The organism is Streptomyces griseus subsp. griseus, from assembly GCF_003610995.1.
Classification (GTDB): Bacteria; Actinomycetota; Actinomycetes; order Streptomycetales; family Streptomycetaceae; genus Streptomyces.
The window spans coordinates 2,899,376-2,918,227 of record NZ_CP032543.1; the positions used below are offsets into that span (position 1 = coordinate 2,899,376).

Annotated in this window: 16 protein-coding genes; 7 read left to right on the top strand and 9 right to left on the bottom strand. The window is 71.8% G+C overall.

The window, feature by feature from the left end:
* Positions 1-234 precede the first annotated feature (234 nt).
* Positions 235-666 carry an SsgA family sporulation/cell division regulator gene (locus D6270_RS13165; protein WP_109165226.1) on the top strand — a complete coding sequence of 144 codons (432 nt, stop codon included), beginning with the start codon at positions 235-237 and terminating at the stop codon, positions 664-666.
* A gap of 89 nt (positions 667-755) precedes the next feature.
* Here the strand turns inward: D6270_RS13165 and D6270_RS13170 are convergent, their stop codons facing one another.
* Positions 756-1,553 (bottom strand): helix-turn-helix domain-containing protein, encoded by a 798-nt coding sequence (locus tag D6270_RS13170; RefSeq protein WP_109165225.1) that lies wholly within the window; start codon positions 1,551-1,553, stop codon positions 756-758.
* A 221-nt stretch (positions 1,554-1,774) separates the two neighbouring features.
* Here D6270_RS13170 and D6270_RS13175 point away from each other — a divergent pair, with 221 nt between their 5' ends.
* The 3 genes from D6270_RS13175 to D6270_RS13185 all read left to right on the top strand — a co-directional run bounded on the left by D6270_RS13175 (position 1,775) and on the right by D6270_RS13185 (position 4,288).
* Positions 1,775-2,440 carry a DUF4097 family beta strand repeat-containing protein gene (locus D6270_RS13175; protein WP_109165224.1) on the top strand — a complete coding sequence of 222 codons (666 nt, stop codon included), beginning with the start codon at positions 1,775-1,777 and terminating at the stop codon, positions 2,438-2,440.
* A 73-nt stretch (positions 2,441-2,513) separates the two neighbouring features.
* Positions 2,514-3,500: an ATP-binding cassette domain-containing protein gene (locus D6270_RS13180; RefSeq protein WP_109165223.1), complete on the top strand. Its 987-nt coding sequence runs from the start codon at positions 2,514-2,516 to the stop codon at positions 3,498-3,500.
* Complete coding sequence (locus D6270_RS13185; protein WP_109165222.1) at positions 3,497-4,288, top strand: ABC transporter permease; 792 nt, start codon at positions 3,497-3,499, stop codon at positions 4,286-4,288. The genes D6270_RS13180 and D6270_RS13185 overlap by 4 nt, the downstream gene beginning before the upstream one ends.
* Before the next feature lie 274 nt (positions 4,289-4,562).
* Here D6270_RS13185 and D6270_RS13190 read toward each other — a convergent pair whose 3' ends face one another.
* Positions 4,563-6,788, bottom strand: coding sequence for an MMPL family transporter (locus tag D6270_RS13190; RefSeq protein WP_109165221.1), 2,226 nt, complete (start codon positions 6,786-6,788; stop codon positions 4,563-4,565).
* 120 nt (positions 6,789-6,908) lie between these two features.
* On the bottom strand, positions 6,909-7,481 hold the full coding sequence (locus D6270_RS13195) for a TetR/AcrR family transcriptional regulator (RefSeq protein ID WP_109165220.1): 573 nt from the start codon (positions 7,479-7,481) through the stop codon (positions 6,909-6,911).
* A 171-nt stretch (positions 7,482-7,652) separates the two neighbouring features.
* On the opposite strand from D6270_RS13195, the gene D6270_RS13200 reads away from it, so the two are divergent.
* Positions 7,653-11,036, top strand: coding sequence for a S41 family peptidase (locus D6270_RS13200; RefSeq protein ID WP_109165219.1), 3,384 nt, complete (start codon positions 7,653-7,655; stop codon positions 11,034-11,036).
* 259 nt (positions 11,037-11,295) lie between these two features.
* On the opposite strand, the gene D6270_RS13205 is transcribed toward D6270_RS13200, so the two are convergent.
* The 4 genes from D6270_RS13205 to D6270_RS13220 form a co-directional block, all read right to left on the bottom strand.
* Entirely contained in the window at positions 11,296-11,508 is a 213-nt protein-coding gene (locus D6270_RS13205; RefSeq protein WP_109165218.1) for a hypothetical protein, read from the bottom strand.
* Positions 11,509-11,642: 134 nt separating this feature from the next.
* Complete coding sequence (locus tag D6270_RS13210; protein ID WP_109165217.1) at positions 11,643-12,536, bottom strand: SDR family oxidoreductase; 894 nt, start codon at positions 12,534-12,536, stop codon at positions 11,643-11,645.
* On the bottom strand, positions 12,533-13,480 hold the full coding sequence (locus D6270_RS13215; RefSeq protein ID WP_109165216.1) for an alpha/beta fold hydrolase: 948 nt from the start codon (positions 13,478-13,480) through the stop codon (positions 12,533-12,535). Before D6270_RS13215 ends, D6270_RS13210 begins: the two co-directional genes overlap by 4 nt.
* Positions 13,477-15,096, bottom strand: a complete 1,620-nt coding sequence (locus D6270_RS13220; RefSeq protein ID WP_109165215.1) for a flavin-containing monooxygenase — start codon at positions 15,094-15,096, stop codon at positions 13,477-13,479. Before D6270_RS13220 ends, D6270_RS13215 begins: the two co-directional genes overlap by 4 nt.
* 168 nt (positions 15,097-15,264) lie before the next feature.
* On the opposite strand from D6270_RS13220, the gene D6270_RS13225 reads away from it, so the two are divergent.
* Positions 15,265-15,909, top strand: coding sequence for a MerR family transcriptional regulator (locus D6270_RS13225; protein WP_109167465.1), 645 nt, complete (start codon positions 15,265-15,267; stop codon positions 15,907-15,909).
* A gap of 6 nt (positions 15,910-15,915) precedes the next feature.
* On the opposite strand, the gene D6270_RS13230 is transcribed toward D6270_RS13225, so the two are convergent.
* Positions 15,916-16,731 carry an exodeoxyribonuclease III gene (locus D6270_RS13230; protein ID WP_109165214.1) on the bottom strand — a complete coding sequence of 272 codons (816 nt, stop codon included), beginning with the start codon at positions 16,729-16,731 and terminating at the stop codon, positions 15,916-15,918.
* Positions 16,732-16,781: 50 nt separating this feature from the next.
* On the opposite strand from D6270_RS13230, the gene D6270_RS13235 reads away from it, so the two are divergent.
* On the top strand, positions 16,782-17,270 hold the full coding sequence (locus D6270_RS13235) for a GNAT family N-acetyltransferase (protein WP_109165213.1): 489 nt from the start codon (positions 16,782-16,784) through the stop codon (positions 17,268-17,270).
* Positions 17,271-17,274: 4 nt separating this feature from the next.
* Here D6270_RS13235 and D6270_RS13240 read toward each other — a convergent pair whose 3' ends face one another.
* A complete protein-coding gene (locus D6270_RS13240; protein WP_109165212.1) occupies positions 17,275-18,762 on the bottom strand; it encodes a sigma-70 family RNA polymerase sigma factor in 1,488 nt (495 codons plus the stop codon).
* Positions 18,763-18,852 lie beyond the last annotated feature (90 nt).

The following is an 18,852-nucleotide window of genomic DNA, read 5'->3' on the forward strand; positions in this document are numbered from 1 at the left end:
GGTGTCCGCGTCCGCGCGGGCGCGGTGCTGCGGGCGGGGTCATGAACCCATCAATAATAGTGCTCTCCTGCGAACCATATGCAAGAGCTGGCGCCTGGCAGCTACGCCGCGTCCACCGTCGGCGGGAGGCTCCGGACTTCACCTGCTGTCACGGTGAGCGGACGCCCACCGTGCCACTTCCGTGAAATATGGGACATTAGAGGGCAGAACGACGCATATAGGAGGAGCCGGCTCATGTCCCCTGTGATCGAAGAACATGCACGCGCCCGGCTCATCACCGATGGCCCTCTGACCCGCCCGGTCCCCGTCGATCTGCGCTACGACCCCGCCGAGGACCCGCGTACCGTCCACATCACCCTGCCCGGCGGCACCGACTGGGCCTTCGGCCGTGACCTGCTGGAACGCGGCCTGCGCACGCCGATCGAGCGGGGCGCCGTCCGCGTCTGGCCCTGCGGCCGTACGCAGCTGATCGTGGAGCTGCACTCGACGGACGGGGTCGAGGTGTTCCAGTTCGAGATCAGGACGCTGATCCGCTTCCTCGCCCGCACCCGCGCGCAGGCCCCGGCCACGGCGTCGGACGCAGCCCCGGAGAAGCGACCGTCCCGCACCCGCCCGGAGCGGGGCGCCCGGCCCGGGGCGAAGGACACCCAGCCGGCCCGCGGCTGACATCCGCACAGGAAAGCCGACCCCCACGCTCCAAGCGTGGCGGCCACGCCCCCGGAGCTGAAGGTGACCCCCGGAGGCTGCGGAATCCGCTAGGAAGGGGGCGGCCCCGTCGGCCCCTCGGCGGCCTCCGGCGCCACCCCGGGCGGCCCTTCGGTGGCCTCCGGCGACGCCCCGGGCCCCGGCGACGTACGGAGGATGTCGCGGGCCTGCTCCGCGGCTCGGGCGATGGCCTCTGCCACGAAGTCGAGGAAACGGGCGACGCCCTCCAGACGGGCGGCGGCCGGAGTGCCGGGACCGAGCACACCGACGCCCTGCCGCGTGATCTCGACGAGTTCCGCCGTCGACCGGACGCTGACCATCATCGACCGGTACCAGATCTCGTCGTCCACGGTGTAGCGCTCGCGGCGGCGCTCGTCGCGCTCCCGGCGGACCATGCCCTGATCGTCGAGGAACGCGATCGCCTTGGAGACGGACGCCGGACTGACCTGGAGGCGCCGGGCGAGTTCCTGCGCGGTGAGGGTGCCGGAATCGGCGAGGGTGAGGCTGGTCAGCACCCGGGCCATCATCAAGGGCATGCCTGAGGCCATCATGGCCGTGGCGTACATCTCCTCGAACGCTTGCACGGCCTCGGCGTCACGCCCGTAGGGCTGGACCGGCGCCTCATCCACCAGCGGCGCGATCCGCTTGCGCCGGCGGGCGCGACGCTCGGCGGCGCGGTGCGCCGGCTCGGGGCGGTAGGTGGTGGGACCGCCGTTGCGCATCACCTCACGCGTGACGGTCGAGGTCGGACGGTCCAGACGCCGGGCGATCTCCGCATAGGCGAGCCCGTCGGCCAGTCCCGACGCGATCCGCTGACGCTCCTGCTGGGTGATCCTGCCTCCCGGCATCCCGGCCTCCTTCTCGGTCGACGAGGTCCCAACATAGCGTTCACCTTCACCCCATTGCAACGAACCACCATGGAGCGTTGCATTAAGCGAGAGGATCAGCGCAACGAAATTGCGGCCTCCAGCTGCGAATACGTCAGCATCGCGCAATATTCTCGTTGAGCAATCAGTAAACGCAACGTAGCTTTTCTCTCATCGGAAACATCGATTCCCAGGAGAGAGCCATGCGAAAGTTCGCCACCACCGCCCCGGTCACCGCTGTCCTGCACATCCCCGCCGGGCGCATCCAGCTCATCGCCGCCGACCGGTCCGACGCCACGGTCGAGGTCCGCCCCTCCGACGCCTCCCGGAGCCGGGACGTGAAAGCCGCCGAAGAGGTGGTGGTCGCCTTCGGCGAGGGTGTCCTGCGCGTCACCGCGAAGAAGTCCGGAAAGCGGCTCCTCGGGCACTCCGGCTCGGTCGAGGTGACTGTCCAACTGCCCGCCGGTTCCCATGTGGAGGCGCACACGACCGCGGCCGAACTCCGAGGTGTCGGACGTCTCGGCTCGGTGGCCTTCGACGGCGCCTACCGCCGGATCAAGATCGACGAGGCGGCCGGGGTGCGGCTCGCCGCTGTCGAAGGCGATGTCGAGATCGGCCGGCTGAACGGTCCCGCAGAGATCAGCACCACGCGGGGCGACATCCGGATCTCCGAAGCCGTGCGCGGCACGGTCGCGCTCCGCACCCGCTCCGGTGACATCTCCGTCACCGCGGCCCCCGGCGTCTCGGCCGTCCTCGACGCCCGCACCGGCCTCGGCCGTGTCGACAACTCCCTCAGGAACGACGGCGCCGCGGAGCTCGGCATCCACGCCGCCACGTCCCACGGCGACATCGCCGCCCGCAGCCTCTGACCGCGGCTCCACCTCACCGAGAACCCGCCGGGAACCTGTCGGACCCCGCGACCACCACCGAGGAGCAACGACCATGACCGATCCGGCCATCGCGGCGAAGGGGCTGCGGAAGTCGTACGGAGACAAGACCGTCCTGGACGGTATCGACCTGACCGTCCCCGCGGGCACCGTCTTCGCCCTGCTGGGCCCGAACGGCGCGGGCAAGACCACCGCCGTCACGATCCTCTCCACCCTCGTCTCCCCCGGCCCCGGCTCCGGCGAGATCCGCGTCGGCGGCCACGACCTCGCCACCGAGGCTCAGGCGGTCCGCGCCGCGATCGGCGTCACCGGACAGTTCTCCGCCGTCGACGGTCTGATCACCGGCGAGGAGAACATGCTCCTGATGGCGGACCTGCACCACCTGCCCAGGAGCGAGGGCCGGCGAGTGACCGCCGAACTGCTGGAGCGTTTCGACCTGGTGGAGGCGGCGAAGCGGCCCGCGTCGGCCTACTCCGGCGGAATGAAGCGCCGTCTGGACATCGCCATGACCCTGGTCGGCGGGCCGCGGATCATCTTCCTGGACGAACCGACCACGGGGCTCGACCCGCGCTCCCGCCACACCATGTGGGGCATCATCCGCGGCCTGGTCGCCGACGGGGTGACCGTCTTCCTCACCACCCAGTACCTGGAAGAGGCCGACGAACTCGCCGACCGTATCGCCGTCATCGACGGCGGGAGGATCGCCGCCGAGGGCAGCGCCGAGGAGCTGAAGCGGATCGTCCCCGGCGGACACGTCAGACTGCGCTTCACCGGGCCTGACGCCTACCGGAGCGCCGCCTCCGCGCTTGCCGGGGCCACGCACGACGACGAGGCGCTGTCGCTCCGCGTTCCCAGTGACGGCAGTCAGCGCGAACTGCGCTCCATCCTCGACCGGTTGGACGACGCCGGCATCGAAGCCGACGAACTCACCGTGCACACCCCCGACCTCGACGACGTGTTCTTCGCCCTCACCGGCCCGGCCATCACCGGCTCGGCTCCCGTCCCCGCCCAGAACGACCGGCCCAAGGAGAACACCCGATGAGCTCGTTCGCCCTCGCCGCCCGCGACACCGGCACCTTGTTGCGCCGCAACCTCCTCCACGCCCGGCGCTACCCCTCCCTCACCCTCAACCTGCTGCTCACACCGGTCATGCTCCTGCTGCTCTTCGTCTACATCTTCGGAGAGGTGATGAGCGCGGGCATCGGCGGCGGGGACCGCTCCGACTACATCGCCTACATCGTGCCGGGCATCTTGATGATGACCATCGGCTCCACGGTGATCGGAGCCGCGGTGTCCGTCTCCACCGACATGGCCGAGGGCGTCATCGCCCGCCTCCGCACCATGGCGATCCACCACGGCTCCGTGGTCACCGGGCATGTCGTCGGAGGTGTGCTGCGCATCCTCGCCAGCCTGGTCGTGGTCGGCGCCGTCGCCGTGGCCATCGGCTTCCGGCCCGTCGGCACCACCGCCCCGGAGTGGCTGGCCGCCTTCGGACTGGTCACGCTCTTCGCCCTGGCGCTCACCTGGATCGCGGTCGGGATAGGGATGGCCAGCCCGAGCGCGGAGGCGGCCGCCAACAGCGCCCAGCCGCTGATCCTGCTGCCCCTCATCTCCAGCGCCTTCATCCCGGCGGACAGCATGCCGGGCTGGTTCCGGCCGATCGCCGAGTACCAGCCCTTCACCTCGGTCATCGAGACCCTGCGAGGCCTGCTCCTCGGAACGGAGATCGGCCACCACGGCTGGCTGGCCGTCGGCTGGAGCGCAGCCCTGGCCGTGCTCGGCCACCGGTGGTCGATGTCGCTCTTCCGCCGCGACCCGGCGGCACGCTGAGCACGTGCGGCGCTCCACGCGCACCCCGGGCCGGCACGTACGGGAAACGCCCCCGCCCATGCCCCGTGGGCGGTCGGCAGCAGGCCCGTGAGCAAGGAGGTCCGCACACAGGAGGAAGGCCCCCGTGCTCATCGCACGGGGGCCTTCCATGTGCTCCGGTCCCCCGTCCCCACAGGTGACCGGCGCTTCCGGGGCCGCGCTCCGCTCAGACGCGGCCCCGGAGTTCAGGGGGGACTCGAACGGCTCCGCGGAGTCCCCGTACAGCCGGCGAGGCTCAGACGCGTACGAGCTCCCGCTCGCCGCCGTCACCGCCGCCCTCGGAGCCGGCGGGCTCCTCCGTCAGCTGCTTCTGCAGCTTCTCGCCCTCCACGTCCACGTTGGGCAGCGCCCGGTCCAGCCAGCGCGGCAGCCACCAGGCCCGCTTGCCCAGCAGGGCCAGGACGGCCGGGACGATCGCCATCCGCACCACGAAGGCGTCGAAGAGGACGGCGATGGCGAGCGAGAAGCCGATCATCTTGATCATCTGCTCACTGGAGCCGATGAAGCCCGAGAAGACCGCGATCATGATCACCGCTGCCGCCGTGACGACCCGTGCGCCGTGCTTGAAGCCGGTCACGATGGCCTGGCCGGGGCTCTCGCCGTGGACGTACGCCTCACGCATCCGGGTGACGAGGAAGACCTCGTAGTCCATCGCGAGACCGAAGACCACACCGACCATGAAGATCGGCATCATGCTCATGATCGGACCGGTCTGCTCCACCCCGAAGAGCGAGCCGAGCCAGCCCCACTGGAAGACCGCGACGACCGCGCCGAGCGCCGCGACCACCGAGAGCAGGAAGCCCAGGGCCGCCTTCAGCGGGACGAGGACCGAGCGGAAGACCAGCATCAGCAGCAGGAACGCGAGGCCGACGACGAGCGCCAGGTAGGGCAGCAGCGCGTCGTTCATCTTCTGCGAGAAGTCGATGTTCATCGCGGTGGCGCCGGTGACCAGGACCTCGGCCCCGGTGTCCGCCTTGATGTCCTTGCCCGCGTCCCGGATGTCGTGGACGACCTCCTCGGTGGCGTGCGAGGACGGCCGGTCCTTGGGGATGACCGTGATCGTCGCGGCGTCACCGGCCTTGTTGAAGGCGGGCGGGACGACGGCCGCGACGCCGAGGGACTCGACCTTCTTGGCGACCTGGTCGGCCGCGGCCTTGGGGTCGGAGCTGTTCTTGGCGTCCACCACGACCAGCAGCGGGCCGTTGAACCCGGGGCCGAAGCCGTCGGAGAGCGTGTCGTACGCCTGGCGCTGCGTGGTCGACTTCGGCTGGGCGCCGTCGTCGGGCAGGCCCATCTCCAGCGAGGTGGCCGGGATGGCGACGATACCGAGGCCGAGGACGCCGACGAGCATCACCCAGACCGGCTTGCGCAGCACGAACCGCGCCCAGCGGGTGCCCATGTTCGGCTTGGCCTCGGGGCGGTTCTCCGCCTCGGCGGCCTTGCGCGCCTTGCGGCCCATGATCCGCTTGCCCGCGAAGCCGAGGGCCGCCGGGACGAGGGTGAGCGCGATGAGGACGGCGATGGAGACCGTACCGGCGGCGGCGAGACCCATCTTGGTCAGCATCGGGATGTTGACGACGGCCAGGCCGGCCAGTGCGATGACCACGGTCAGGCCCGCGAAGACGACGGCGGATCCGGCCGTGCCGACCGCCCGCCCGGCGGCTTCCTCCCGCTCCCGGCCCTCGGCCAGCTCCGCGCGGTAGCGGGAGACGATGAAGAGGGCGTAGTCGATGCCGACCGCGAGGCCGATCATCATGGCGAGGATCGAGGTGGTGGAGCCCAGGTCCATCACACTGGCCAGCGCGGTGATCGTGGAGACGCCGATACCGACCCCGACCAGCGCGGTCACCAGCGGCAGCCCGGCGGCGATCAGCGAACCGAAGGTGATGACCAGGACGACGGCGGCGATGGCCACACCGATGATCTCGGCAGTCCCGGTGTGCGGCATGACCTGGAGGGCGTCACCGCCGATCTCCACCTTCATGCCGCTGCTCTGCGCGTCCTTGCCCGCGCCTTCCAGTGCGTCCCGGGTCTCATCGGTCAGCTCCATGGAGTTGACCTTGTAGGAGACCGAGATGTACGCCGTCGAACCGTCCTCGCTCACGGCCTGCGCCTCGAACGGGTCGGCGGCACCGGCCACCTGGTCGGAGCCGGACTGGAGTTCCTTGACGATGCCGGTGATCTCGCCCTTGTTCCCGGCGTCGGTCACCTTCTCGCCCTCGGGCGCCTTGAAGACGACCCGGGCGGTGGCCCCGTCGGCGTTGGAGCCGGGGAAGCGCTGTTCCAGCAGGTCGAAGGCGCGCTGCGCCTCCGTACCGGGGATGGAGAAGGAACTGGAGGCGGCGGTGGACGCGGAGGCGGCACCGAATCCGGCGAGCGCCAGCAGTGCCACCCAGATCAGGGCGACAAAGCGGCGGCGGCGGAAGGTGAGCCGTCCGAGCTTGTAGAGGAAAGTGGCCACGGGGGCGTACTCCCGGTCAGGTCGTATGAGTGGACATGGGCGTGAGGAACCAGCCCGACGACGAGAGCGGCGTGTCAGGTGGAGCGTCGGGGAGAGGGCCGTGCGGGCGGATCGGGGACGTCAGACACCGAGGGCGGGGAGAACCACGGAGTCCACGTAATCCACGAGGAACGCCCGGTCGACCGGTCGGTCCTCGATCAGCTGCCGGGCGGCGAGCGCGCCGACCAGCATGTGCGGGATGTACTTCAGCGCGGGGTTGTCCGCGCGCAGCTCGCCCCGTGCCACCGCCCGCTGGAGCATCTCGTCGAATCCGTTCATCTCGGGTTCGATCAAGAGCTCGCGCAGGGCTTCGAGCAGCTCGGGGTACTCGTGGACGGCATGGCTCAGACCCCGCATCAGTGCGGCGTCCTTCTCCATCTGGCAGTCGTCGGTCCGGCTCAGCACGGCGTGGAAGTCACCGCGCAGCGAGCCGGTGTCGATGTCCGCGAGGTCGCCCGGCTTGTTGTGCCGGAGCGCCTTCGCGACCAGCTCGGGCTTGGAGCCCCACTGGCGGTAGAGGGTGGCCTTGCTCGACCGGGTACGGGCGGCGACGGCGTCCATGGTCAGGGCGTCGTAGCCGACCTCACGGAGCAGGTCGAGGACGGCCTCGTAGAGCTCGCCCTCACGCTCGGGGGTCAGCCTGGTGCGTGCCATGTGCCGACCTCCTCGGTACGCCTGTCCACCGGTCCCCTGTCCCGTTCATCATCGAACGAAACCGTTTCGTACACTTGAACCGTACCCCGCCCACCCAGCGAAACGAAATCGTTTCGCTTGTGGGCTGCACCACAAGTTGCCCCGGGCCCCTCACGCGGAAAGCATTGAGGGGTGAGTGATGACGTGGCGTACCTCCGGTTTCCCCATCTCCACCAGGACATGCTCTGCTTCGCGGCCGAGGACGACCTCTGGGTCGCACCGCTCGCCGCCGCCGGGCATCGGCCGGGGCGGGCCTGGCGGGTGACCGTCGACCGGACCCGGGTCAGCCATCCCCGCTTCTCGCCCGACGGCACTTCCATCGCCTACACGAGCTGGCGCACCCTCGACCCCGAGATCCACCTCGCCCCGGTGGACGGCGGCCCGGCCCGCCGGCTCACCCACTGGGGGTCGACCGACGCCCGGGTCTGCGGCTGGAGCCCCGACCCCGCTGACGCCTCCCAGATCCTCGCCGTCTCCTCGCACAACCAGCCGTTCTCGTACTTCTCCTGGGCCTACAGCGTCCCCACCGACGGCAGCCCCGGCGGGCGGCTCCCCTGGGGCCCGGTCTCCGACATCGCGGTCGCCGACCTCGACGGCGAGCGCCGCACCCTGCTCCTCACCGGCACGCCCCCGCACGAACCGGCCGCCTGGAAGCGCTACCGGGGCGGGGCGATGGGCCGCCTCTGGCTGCACGGGGAGCGGCTGCTGCCGGACATCGACGGCCACCTCGCCTCGCCGATGTTCGTCGGCCGGCGCATCGCGTTCCTCTCCGACCACGAGGGCGTCGGCAACCTCTACTCCTGCCGGACCGACGGCACCGACCTGCGCCGCCACACCGACCACGACGCCTTCTACGCCCGCAACGCCGCGAGCGACGGCCACCGGGTCGTCTACCAGTGCGCCGGTGACCTCTGGCTGGTCGAGGACCTGGACTCGCCGGACGCCGCCCCGCGCAAGCTGGAGGTCCGGCTCGGCGGGCCGCGCAGCGGGCGGCGCCACTACCAGGTGCCCGCCGCCAGCAACGTCGACTCGCTCTCGGTCGACGAGACGGGCCGGGCCAGCGCCGTCACCGTACGCGGCAGCCTCTACTGGCTCACCCACCGCGACGGCCCCGCCCGCACCATCAGCGACACCCCGGGGGTGCGGGTGCGGCTGCCGGAGATGCTGGGCAGCGGAGGGCAGGTCGCGTACGTCACCGACGCGGACGGCGAGGACGCGGTGGAGATCGCCTACCTGCCGCGCGCCAGCGGCGACCGGGCCCCGCGCCGGCTCGCCTCGGGGCAGCTGGGCCGGGTGCAGGAGATGGTCTCCGACCCGGACGGGGAGCGGCTGGCCATCGCCTCGAACGACGGGCGGCTGCTGCTCCTGGACACAGGGGAGCCGGAGGCCGCCGACGTACCGGAGCGGGCGCCCAGCGGCTCCACCCGCGCCGACCTCTACGCGGCGACGGGCGCGGCCCGCCCGGACAGCGCGGCCCCGGTCGACGAACACCCCGGCCTCACCGAGCTGATCCGCTCGGTCAACGGCCCCGTCCGCGACCTGGCCTTCTCGCCCGACGGTGACTGGGTGACCTGGTCGCACCCCGGCATCGGCCGCTCGCTGCGGCAGATCAAGCTGGCCCGGATCTCCGGCCCCGGCGCCCCGGTGATCGTGGACGTCACCAACGGCCGCTTCGAGGACGAGAACCCGGTCTTCACGGAGGACGGCCGCTATCTGGCGTTCCTGTCCTGGCGGGGCTTCGACCCGGTGTACGACGTCCACACCGGCGACCTCTCCTTCCCGCTCGGCTGCCGCCCCTACCTGGTACCGCTCTCCTCGGCCACCCCCTCCCCCTTCGCGCTCTCCCCGGACGGACGCCCGGCGGCGGGCGGCCTGGACCCGATAGACGTTCCGGAGGGAGGTGGCACGTCGGAGGGGTCGACGGTCATGGTCGAGTTCGAGGGCCTGGAGAGCCGGGTGACGCCGTTCCCGGTCTCCGCCTCCAAGTATTCGGCGCTGCACCCGGTGAGCGGGGGCGGGCTGGTCTGGCTGCGCTGGCCGATCTCGGGGGCGCTGGGCGAGACGTTCGCCAACCCGGCCGACATGTCGGGGCGGCCGACGCTGGAGCACTTCAACATCGCGAAGGCGCGTAAGACCGAACTGGTCGACCACCTCGACTGGTTCGCGGTCAGCGGCGACTGCTCGCGCCTGGTGGTGATGGACGACGGCGAGCTCCGTGCCGTACCGGCGACCGAGCCCGGCGACACCGACTCCACGGTCTATCTGGACCTGCGCCGCATCCTGCACGAGGTCGACCCGGGGGCGGAGTGGCGGCAGGCGTACGGGGAGGCGGGCCGGATCATCCGCTCCTTCTTCTGGGAGCCGGACATGTGCGGCATCGACTGGGACGGGGTGCTGGACCAGTACCGCCCGCTGGTCGAACGGGTCGCCTCCCCCGACGAGTTCGCGGATCTGCTGCGCGAGGTGCTGGGCGAGCTGGGCACCTCGCACGCGTACGTCTCCCCCGCCCGCCGCAACGAGGGCCCGCCGCACTACCAGCGGGCGATCGGCCTGCTCGGCGCCAACCTGGTCTGCCGGGACGGCGCCTGGACCCTCCAGCGCATCCTGCCCGGCGACTCCTCCGACTCCAAGGCCCGCTCCCCGCTGGCCGGTACGGGCATCCGCGAGGGCGCCGTCCTCACCCATGTGGACGGCCGCCCGGTGGACCCGGTGACGGGCCCGTTCCCGCTGCTGACGGCGGCGGGCGGTACGACGGTGGAGCTCACGTTCACCCCGGCGGGCGGCGGCCCCTCACGCCGGGTGGCGATCCTGCCCCTGGTGAACGAGCGCCCGCTGCGCTACCAGGACTGGGTGGCCAAACGCCGTGATGTCGTACGGGAGTTGAGCGGCGGCAAATGCGGCTACCTGCACATCCCGGACCTGGGCGGCTCGGGGTGGGCCCAGTTCAACCGGGACCTGCGGCTGGAGGTCTCCCGCCCCGCCCTGATCGTGGACGTACGCGGCAACGCGGGCGGCCACATCAGCGAGCTGGTGGTGGAGAAGCTCACCCGCAAGATCCTCGGCTGGGACCTGACCCGCAACGCCCAGGCGGTGAGCTACGCCTCCAACGCCCCGCGCGGCCCGGTCGTCGCCCTGGCCGACGAGGCGACCTCCTCCGACGGCGACATGATCACCGCCGCGTTCCGGCTGCTGAAGCTCGGCCCGGTGGTGGGCCAGCGGACCTGGGGCGGGGTGGTCGGCATGACCGGCCGCCACCGGCTCGGCGACGGCACGTCGATCACGGTGCCGATGAACGCCGCCTGGTTCGACGCGTACGGCTGGTCGGTGGAGAACCACGGCGTGGAACCGGACGTGGAGGCCCTGCGCACCCCCCTGGACTGGGCAGAGGGCCGCCACGCGGTCCTGGACGACGCGGTCCGGATCGCCCTGGAGCTGCTGGCCGCCCACCCGGCGTCGACCCCGCCCTCGTACGACACGGCCCCGGACCTGCGGCGACCGCCGTTGCCGCCGCGCTGAATCCAGCCCGTCCGGAGTCCAGCCCGTACGGAGATCCGGCCCGCCCGGAAACCGAGCCCGTCCGGCGATTGAGGACATCTTCTCCGCCCGGGCCGGGGGCGCGCCGGATCCGCCCGGGTCGGGGTGCGCGCCACGAGGGGGGCCTGCGGGGCGCATCCCGCACAAGAAGGAGGCGCACCCGGAAACCCGGGTGCGCCTCCTCAAGCGACGCGCACGCACGCGCGAACCGCAGCGCGCACGCGTCACACCTCAGCGACCGTCAACGGTCGAAGCGCTCGCGCGCCTGGTCCGCCGCGTCCTGGGCCCGGTCCCGCAGTCCGGTCGACGCGTCGGAGCCGTGCTGCTGGTCGCGGTCGTGGTCGCGACCCTTCGAGCCGCGCTCCTGGGCCTCGTCCTTGCCCTGGCCGGCCTTCTGCTTGGCCTGCTCGGCGAGCTCCTGCGCCTTGTCCTTGAACTGGTCTGCGATACCCATGCTGTTCACTCCTGTGGGATGCCTGGGGTACGTGTGGGGATGGCCCCCAGCGGGGCCGTGCTCAGCGTTGCACGCCCCGACATCCCGCGCATTTCGGACCACTACCGACCGTGACGTGGGCCCCGCAGGCGCACCTACGTACGGTCCGCACGCTCCGCACGCGCGTCCTGGTCCGCCGCTCCCCCGGCCCCCACCAGCCCCTTCGACACCGTGTGGAGGCGGGGCTCGAAGCGCCGCATCTCGCGCTGTCCGCCGATCGCGATGACCGAGGGCAGGTAGCCCCGGACCGACTGCATCCCGCGCAGCCACCACTGGGCGTACACATGCGGGGAGCGCCGCGCGATGCCGTCGACGATCCGGTCCACGGCCGGGCCGAGCGGGTACGTCCGGTTCATCGGCCACGGCAGCCGCTGGCGCAGCTCGCGCATCACGTCGTCCCGGTCGGCGCCGCGCACCATGTCGGTGTCGGTCCAGGAGAGGTAGCCGACGCCGACCTTGACGCCCTTGTAGCCCACCTCGGCGCGCAGGCTGTGCGCGAACGCCTCGACGCCCGACTTGGAGGCGCAGTACGCCGTCATCATCGGCGCCGGGGTGATCGCGGCCAGCGAGGCTATCTGGAGGAAGTAGCCGCGGCTCTCCGTCAGCACCGGCAGGAACGCCCGTCCGGTGACCGCCCCGCCGATCAGGTTCACCTCGATGACCCGCCGCCAGGCGTCCGGGTCGGAGTCGACGAACGGGCCGCCCGAGGCGACGCCCGCGTTGGCGACGACCACGTCGACCTTGCCGAACCGCTCCTTGACCTCGCGCGCCACCTGGGCCATCGCCGCGTGGTCGGTGACATCGGCGAACCAGTGGTCGCTCTCGCCGTGCAGCCGCTCGGAGACCTTCTTCAGCTCGTCCCGCTCCAGGCCGACGAGCGCCAGCATCGCGCCGCGCGCCGACAGCTTGCGGGCCAGCAGTTCGCCCACGCCCCGGGCCGCGCCGGTCACGACGACGACCTGGCCCTCCAGACTCCGCCTGCTGCTCATGCGACATCCTCCTTCTCGGACGGGGCGGCCGTGGCGGCCGTCGGGGCTGCGACGTACCGGGTGGTCAGTTCCCTGAGCTTCGCCGTGACGGCCTCCGGGGCCTCCAGCGGCGTCATGTGGCCCATGCCGGGCAGCTCGGTCAGTCCGAGGCCGACCGGCAGCGCCGCCGCGATGGCCCGGGCGTGCACCGGCGGGGTGAGCCGGTCGCCCGTACCGGCGATGACCGCCGTCGGCACCCGTAGCTCCCGCACGTCCGCCGTGACGTCCAGCCCGGCGAGCACATGCCCCCATCCCACTCTCGCGCGGCGCGGACAGGCGTGCACGATCCGGGCGCAGGCGTCGACCCGCTCCGGGGCCGAACCGACGCCCATGGTGGCGTACTTGAGGAGCTTCTTCGAGACCGGGGTGACCGGGCCGAGCGGCGCCTTCGCCCCCAGGACCGCGGCGGTGAGGCGGGTCCGGAACGCGCTCGCCCGCAGCGGCAGCACGAGGGCCTCGGCGGTCAGCCGGCCGCTGCCGGTGGAGCAGAGGAGTACGGCGGCGGCGTGCTCGCGCAGGCCGGGGCGGCGGGCCGCCGCCATCAGCGTCATCCCGCCCATGGAGTGCCCGGCCAGCACCGCCTTCCGCCCGGGGGCGAGGGTGGCGGCGAGCACGGCCTCCAGGTCGTCGGCGAGCGCGTCGACGCTGTAGCCGCCGGGGCCCGGTTCGGGGGTGAGGCCGTGGCCGCGCTGGTCGTAGGCGATGACGCGGTGGTCGGCGGCGAGGTCCCGGATCTGCGCGGCCCAGAAGTGGGTGTTGCAGGTCCAGCCGTGGGCGAGGACCACGGCGGGGGCGTCCTCGGGGCCGTGCAGCTCCACATGGATGCGGGAGCCGTCGGCCGATGTGACGAAGAGTTCGTCCGCGGGGACGGGCGGGGCGTCGTCGCGGTGCAGGAGCCGGCTCATCGGGAGGCCTCCTCGACGACGCTGCCGCCGCCGGACCCCGCGGACGCCACCGGGTCCGTCGCGGTGACGGTCTCCCGCTCGTCGCGTCGCGGCTGCTCCGGTACCAGACCGCTGCCGCCCAGCCGCCCGGCGCCCGGCTTCGCGGCCGCCCGGATGACGTCGTACTCCGCGAGGTCCACCGACCGGGTCTGCCGCCGGAACTCACCCGTCGTGCCCGGCCAGACCGTCGTGTTGCGGCCCGACTCGTCCAGGTACCAGCTGGTGCAGCCGCCGGTGTTCCACACCGTGCGCTTCATCCGCTCCTGGACCCGGTGGTTCCAGGCGGTGACGGCGGTGGAGCGGGCGCCGAGCGCCGCGCGGCCGCCGAGCACGTTCAACTGGCGCAGGTAGTCGGCCATGTAGTTCAGCTGGGACTCGATCATCAGGATCATCGAGGAGTTCCCGAGGCCCGTGTTGGGGCCGATGATCGTCATCCAGTTGGGGAACCCGGCGGCGGTGGCGCCGCGGAGCGAGTTCATCCCGTCCTTCCAGGACTCGGCGAGCGTGATGCCCTCCTCGCCGACGACCCGCTCCGCGATCGGCATGTCCGTCACATGGAAGCCGGTGCCGAAGATGATCGCGTCGACCTCGGCCTCGCTGCCGTCGGCGGCGACGACGGTGGAGCCGCGTATCTCGCTGAGACCGGAGGCCACGACGTCCACATTGGGCTGGGCGAGCGCCGGGTAGTAGGTGCTGGAGAGCAGGATGCGCTTGCAGCCGATGCGGTAGTCGGGCGTCAGCTTGGCCCGCAGGGCCGGGTCCTTGATGGCCCGCGCCATGTTGGACTTGGCTATCTTCTCCACCAGGCCCAGCTGGTCGGGGTGTTTGGTGAAGGCGCTGACCTGCAACTCCCTTATGCCCCACAGCAGTCCGCGGCGTGCGGTGCCGGTGGCGGGTATCGCGCGGTGGAGTGCCTGCTCGGCCTTGCTGATCGTACGGTCGACGCGCGGCATGACCCACGGGGGCGTGCGCTGGAAGAGCGTGAGCTTGGCGGTCTTCGGCTGGATCGCCGGGACGATCTGGATGGCGGAGGCGCCCGTTCCGACCATCGCGACCCGCTTGCCCGCCAGGTCGTAGTCGTGGTCCCAGCGCGCGGAGTGGAAGACCTTGCCGGGGAAGGAGTCCAGCCCGGGTATGTCGGGCGTCTTGGGGTCGGAGAGCGGCCCGGTGGCGGATATGACGACATCCGCGCGCAGGGTCGTGCCGTTGGCGGACTCGATCACCCAGTACAGGTTCTCCTTGTCCCAGCTCATCAGCTTCACCTCGTGGTTCAGCCGGATGTGCGGGCGGAGCCCGAAGGTGTCGGCGACGCGCTCCAGGTAGGCCCGGATGTGCTCCTGGCCGGAGAAGGTGCGCGGCCAGTCGGGGTTGGGCGCGAAGGAGAAGGAGTAGAGGTGGGACGGTACGTCGCAGGCGCAGCCGGGATAGCTGTTGTCGCGCCAGGTGCCGCCCACCGAGTCGGCGCGCTCCAGGACGACGAAGTCGGTGATGCCTTCGCGGCGCAGCCGGACGGCGGCCCCCAGGCCCCCGAATCCGGTTCCGATCACCGCCACACGTACGTGCTCGTGCTGGGCCATGCTGCCGCCTCCCGCGGTACGTCACACGATTACGCCAGCAATCACTGGCATGGTTCGGAGAGTAGAGCAGGCTCGTACCGATGGGTAGGGGTCCGACCGAGGAAAGTTACCGGCGGTACAACATAGGGTGCCCCTGTGGCTGAAGGACGCGAGGACCGCGAATACCGCATGGAGGAGCTGGCCGAGGAGGCCGGCATCACCGTGCGGACCCTGCGCTTCTACCGGGAGCGCGGCCTGATCCCGCCACCCCGCCGCGAGGGCCGGATCGCCTGGTACGGCGGCCACCACCTGGCCCGCCTGCGGACCATCACGGGCCTGCTGGAGCGCGGCCACACCCTCAACGGCATCGCGGATCTGGCCGCCACCTTCGAGAGCGGGCGCGATGTCGCCGAGGTGCTGGGGCTCGGCGAGCCGACCGAGGAGACCCCGGTCCGGCTCACCCCGGAGCAGCTCGCCGACTACTTCGAGGGCGAGGTGACCCCGGAGAACCTGGCCACCGCGCTGGATCTGGGCTATCTCGCCACCGACGGCGACGAGATCGTCCACATCAGCCGGCGTCTGCTGGAGGTCTCGGCAGAGCTCGTACGGGAAGGGGTGCCGCTCGCCACGGTGCTCTCCTCGGGCCGCCGCGTCCGCGAGCACGCGGACGCTCTCGCCGAAATCTTCGTACGCGTACTGCATGCCCACGCCACCGAGACCGAACCGGCCCAACTCCGGCCACTGGCCCGCGCGGTGGTGGACGCGGAGCTGTCGATGGCGCTGGACCGGCGGCTGCGCCGCGAGGACGGCACGCAGCCGCCGAAAGCCGGCTGACCGGAACTACCGCTCGTACACGACCGTCACCGGCGCATGGTCGCTCCACCGCTCGTCGTGCGTGGCGGCCCGCTCCACCCACGCCTTGACCGCACGCGCGGCAAGCCCCGGCGTGGCGATCTGGTAGTCGATACGCCACCCCGCGTCGTTGTCGAAGGCGCGCCCCCGGTAGGACCACCAGCTGTACGGCCCCGCCGCGTCCGGGTGCAGCTGCCGTACGACGTCGACGTACGCGGCCTCCTCGAAGACCCGGGTCAGCCAGGCCCGCTCCTCGGGGAGGAAGCCGGAGTTCTTCCGGTTGGCCTTCCAGTTCTTCAGGTCGGCCTCCTGGTGCGCGATGTTCCAGTCACCGCAGACCACGACCTCACGCCCGTCCGCCGCCGCGCGCCCCTTCAGACCCTGGAGGTAGGGCAGGAAGGCCGCCATGAAGCGCTCCTTCTCGTCCTGCCGCTCCGTGCCCACCTCGCCGGAGGGCAGGTACAGGCTCGCGACGGTCACACCGGGCAGGTCGATCTCGACGTACCGGCCGCTCGCGTCGAACTCCTCGGCCCCGGGTACGCCGAACCCGCCGAAGCCGATCTGGACCCGCTCCGGCGCCTGCCGGGAGTAGAGGGAGACCCCGGCGCGCCCCTTGGCGGCGGCGGGGGCGTGCACGGTGTGCCAGCCCTCGGGGGTACGGACCTCCTCGGCCAGCTGGCCGGGCTCGGCACGGACCTCCTGGAGGCAGACCACATCGGCCTCGGTGTCCGCCAGCCATTCCACGAAGCCCTTCTTCGCGGCGGCCCGGAGCCCATTAACATTCACAGATGTAACAGTCAGCATCCGGAAACAGTACCTACCCCACCCCCACTCATAGATATACGATACTCAGCATGAACATCCGGCCATCCCGCTTCGACCACCCCGACGCCGTCAAACTCAACGACCAGGTCCAGCTCGAATACGCCGAGCGCTACGGCGACGAGGGCGATGTCACCTACCTCGACCCGGCCATGTTCGTACCGCCGCACGGTCTGTACCTGCTCGCCTACGACGAGCTGGAGCGCCCGGTGGCGACCGGTGGCTGGCGGACCCAGGACCGAAACGACGAGGGCTACGGGGACGGTGACGCCGAGATCAAGCGGATGTTCGTGATCCCCGAGGGGCGCGGCCGTGGTCTGGCCCGCCGGATGCTCGCCGCCCTGGAGGAGGACGCCCGGGCCGCCGGCCGGGTCCGGATGGTCCTGGAGACCGGCGACCAGCAGCCGGAGGCGGTCGCGCTGTACACCTCGTGCGGCTACACGGTCTGCGAGGAGAGGTTCGGCCACTACCGGACGTACGACAGCAGCATCTGCATGGCCAAGCCGCTCCGGCAGCCCTGACGCCTCACTGGGGCGTGGCCAGCACCTGCGTCCAGTAGGGGCCGCGCGGAGAGTCGGCGATGCCCACGCCCACGTGCGTGAAGTTGCAGTTGAGGATGTCGTCGTCCCGGCCGGGGCTGCGGCGCCACTGCTCGGCGACGGCGGCGGGATCGGCGTTCCCGGTGGCGATGGTCTCGCCGACGGCGGTCCACCGATAGCCGGAGTCGGTCACCCGGTCGCCCATGTTCCGGCCCGTGGAGTCCGTGTGGTCGAAATAGTCGCGGGCCGCCATGTCCTCGGAGTGGCGCTGGGCGACCTCGGTGAGCCGGGGATCGGTGGTCAGCTGCGGGCAGTCGTTGTGGGCGCGCAGGGTGTTGACCTCGGCGACCAGGAGCGTCTCGGGGCGGGGCCGCGCCCGGGGCGCCGCGCTCGGGGACGGCGGCGGCGCCACGGTGGACGGCGAGGCGCTCGGCGCGGTCGGGCTCGGCGTCGGTGACGGCGTGGCGGTGGGCGTCGGGGACACGGACGGGGTGGCCGCCGCCGTCGTCGTGACGGGCGCGGGCGCCGGGAGCTGCGTCGTACCCCCCTCGGCGCGGGGTGCGGGCGGAGCGGGCGCGGACGGCCACAGGAGTACGGCGATCGAGGTCACGGCGGCCGCCGCGGCAACGAGCCCCGCCGCCTTCCCCGCCGAGAACGCGGCCGGAGCCACGGCCGGGGCGACAGCGGCGGCGGCGTGCTGGCCCCCCTCGTACAACGGCACCACCAGAGCGAGCCCCGAAAGCAGCCCCTCCGGCGGTACGAGCCCCGAAGCGCCGGCCGAGCAGGAGGCGCAGCCGCGTATGTGGCGGGCTATGCGCTTGCGCCACAGGGGGGTGGGCGCCCCGTCCCAGTCGGCGACCAGGTCGCCCAGGATCGGGCAGCGGGGTTCGGCGGCCAGCGCCCGGACGACTGCGCGCCCGACGTCGAGTTGGTTCTTCACCCGCTGTACGCGTACGGCGGCGTGCTGCGGGGAGAGGCCGAGGGCCTCCGCCAGTTCGGCCCGGGTGAGTTCGCCGGTGGTTTCCAGCCACCACAGGGAGAGCACATCGCGTTCCGCGTCGTCCAGCCAGCGGGTCGCCTCGGCGGTCTCGCGCCGCTGGCCGGAGAGCTCCAGGCGCAGGATGGTCAGGTCGACGAAGTCGGCGGCCGGGTCGGCGGGCTCGTCGGCCTCCTCCAGCGCGGCGGGGCGGTGGCCGAGCACGGACCAGCGGGTGCGGACCTGGTTCATGGCGATGGCCACCAGCCAGGACCGGAACCGGGTGGGATCGCGCAGCGAGGAGAGGCCGGAGAGCGCCCGGAGCATGGTCTCCTGCACCACGTCGTCCACGTCCGGGTGGCCGTTGAGGGCCCGGCCCACGACGTTGTAGACGAGCGGCAGGTAGAGGGCGGCGAGCCGCTCCCCGGCTCCCTGGTCCCCGTCCCTGGCCGCGACGACCAGAGCGGTGACGTCCACACCGTTGACGCTGTTCACCACGTGCTCACTTCCTCGGGCCGTGCGGAGGACGCCAGGCAGCGCACCCTCGGAGTGTGGGGCAGGTCACTCCTGGGGGTTTTGTTATCCGGT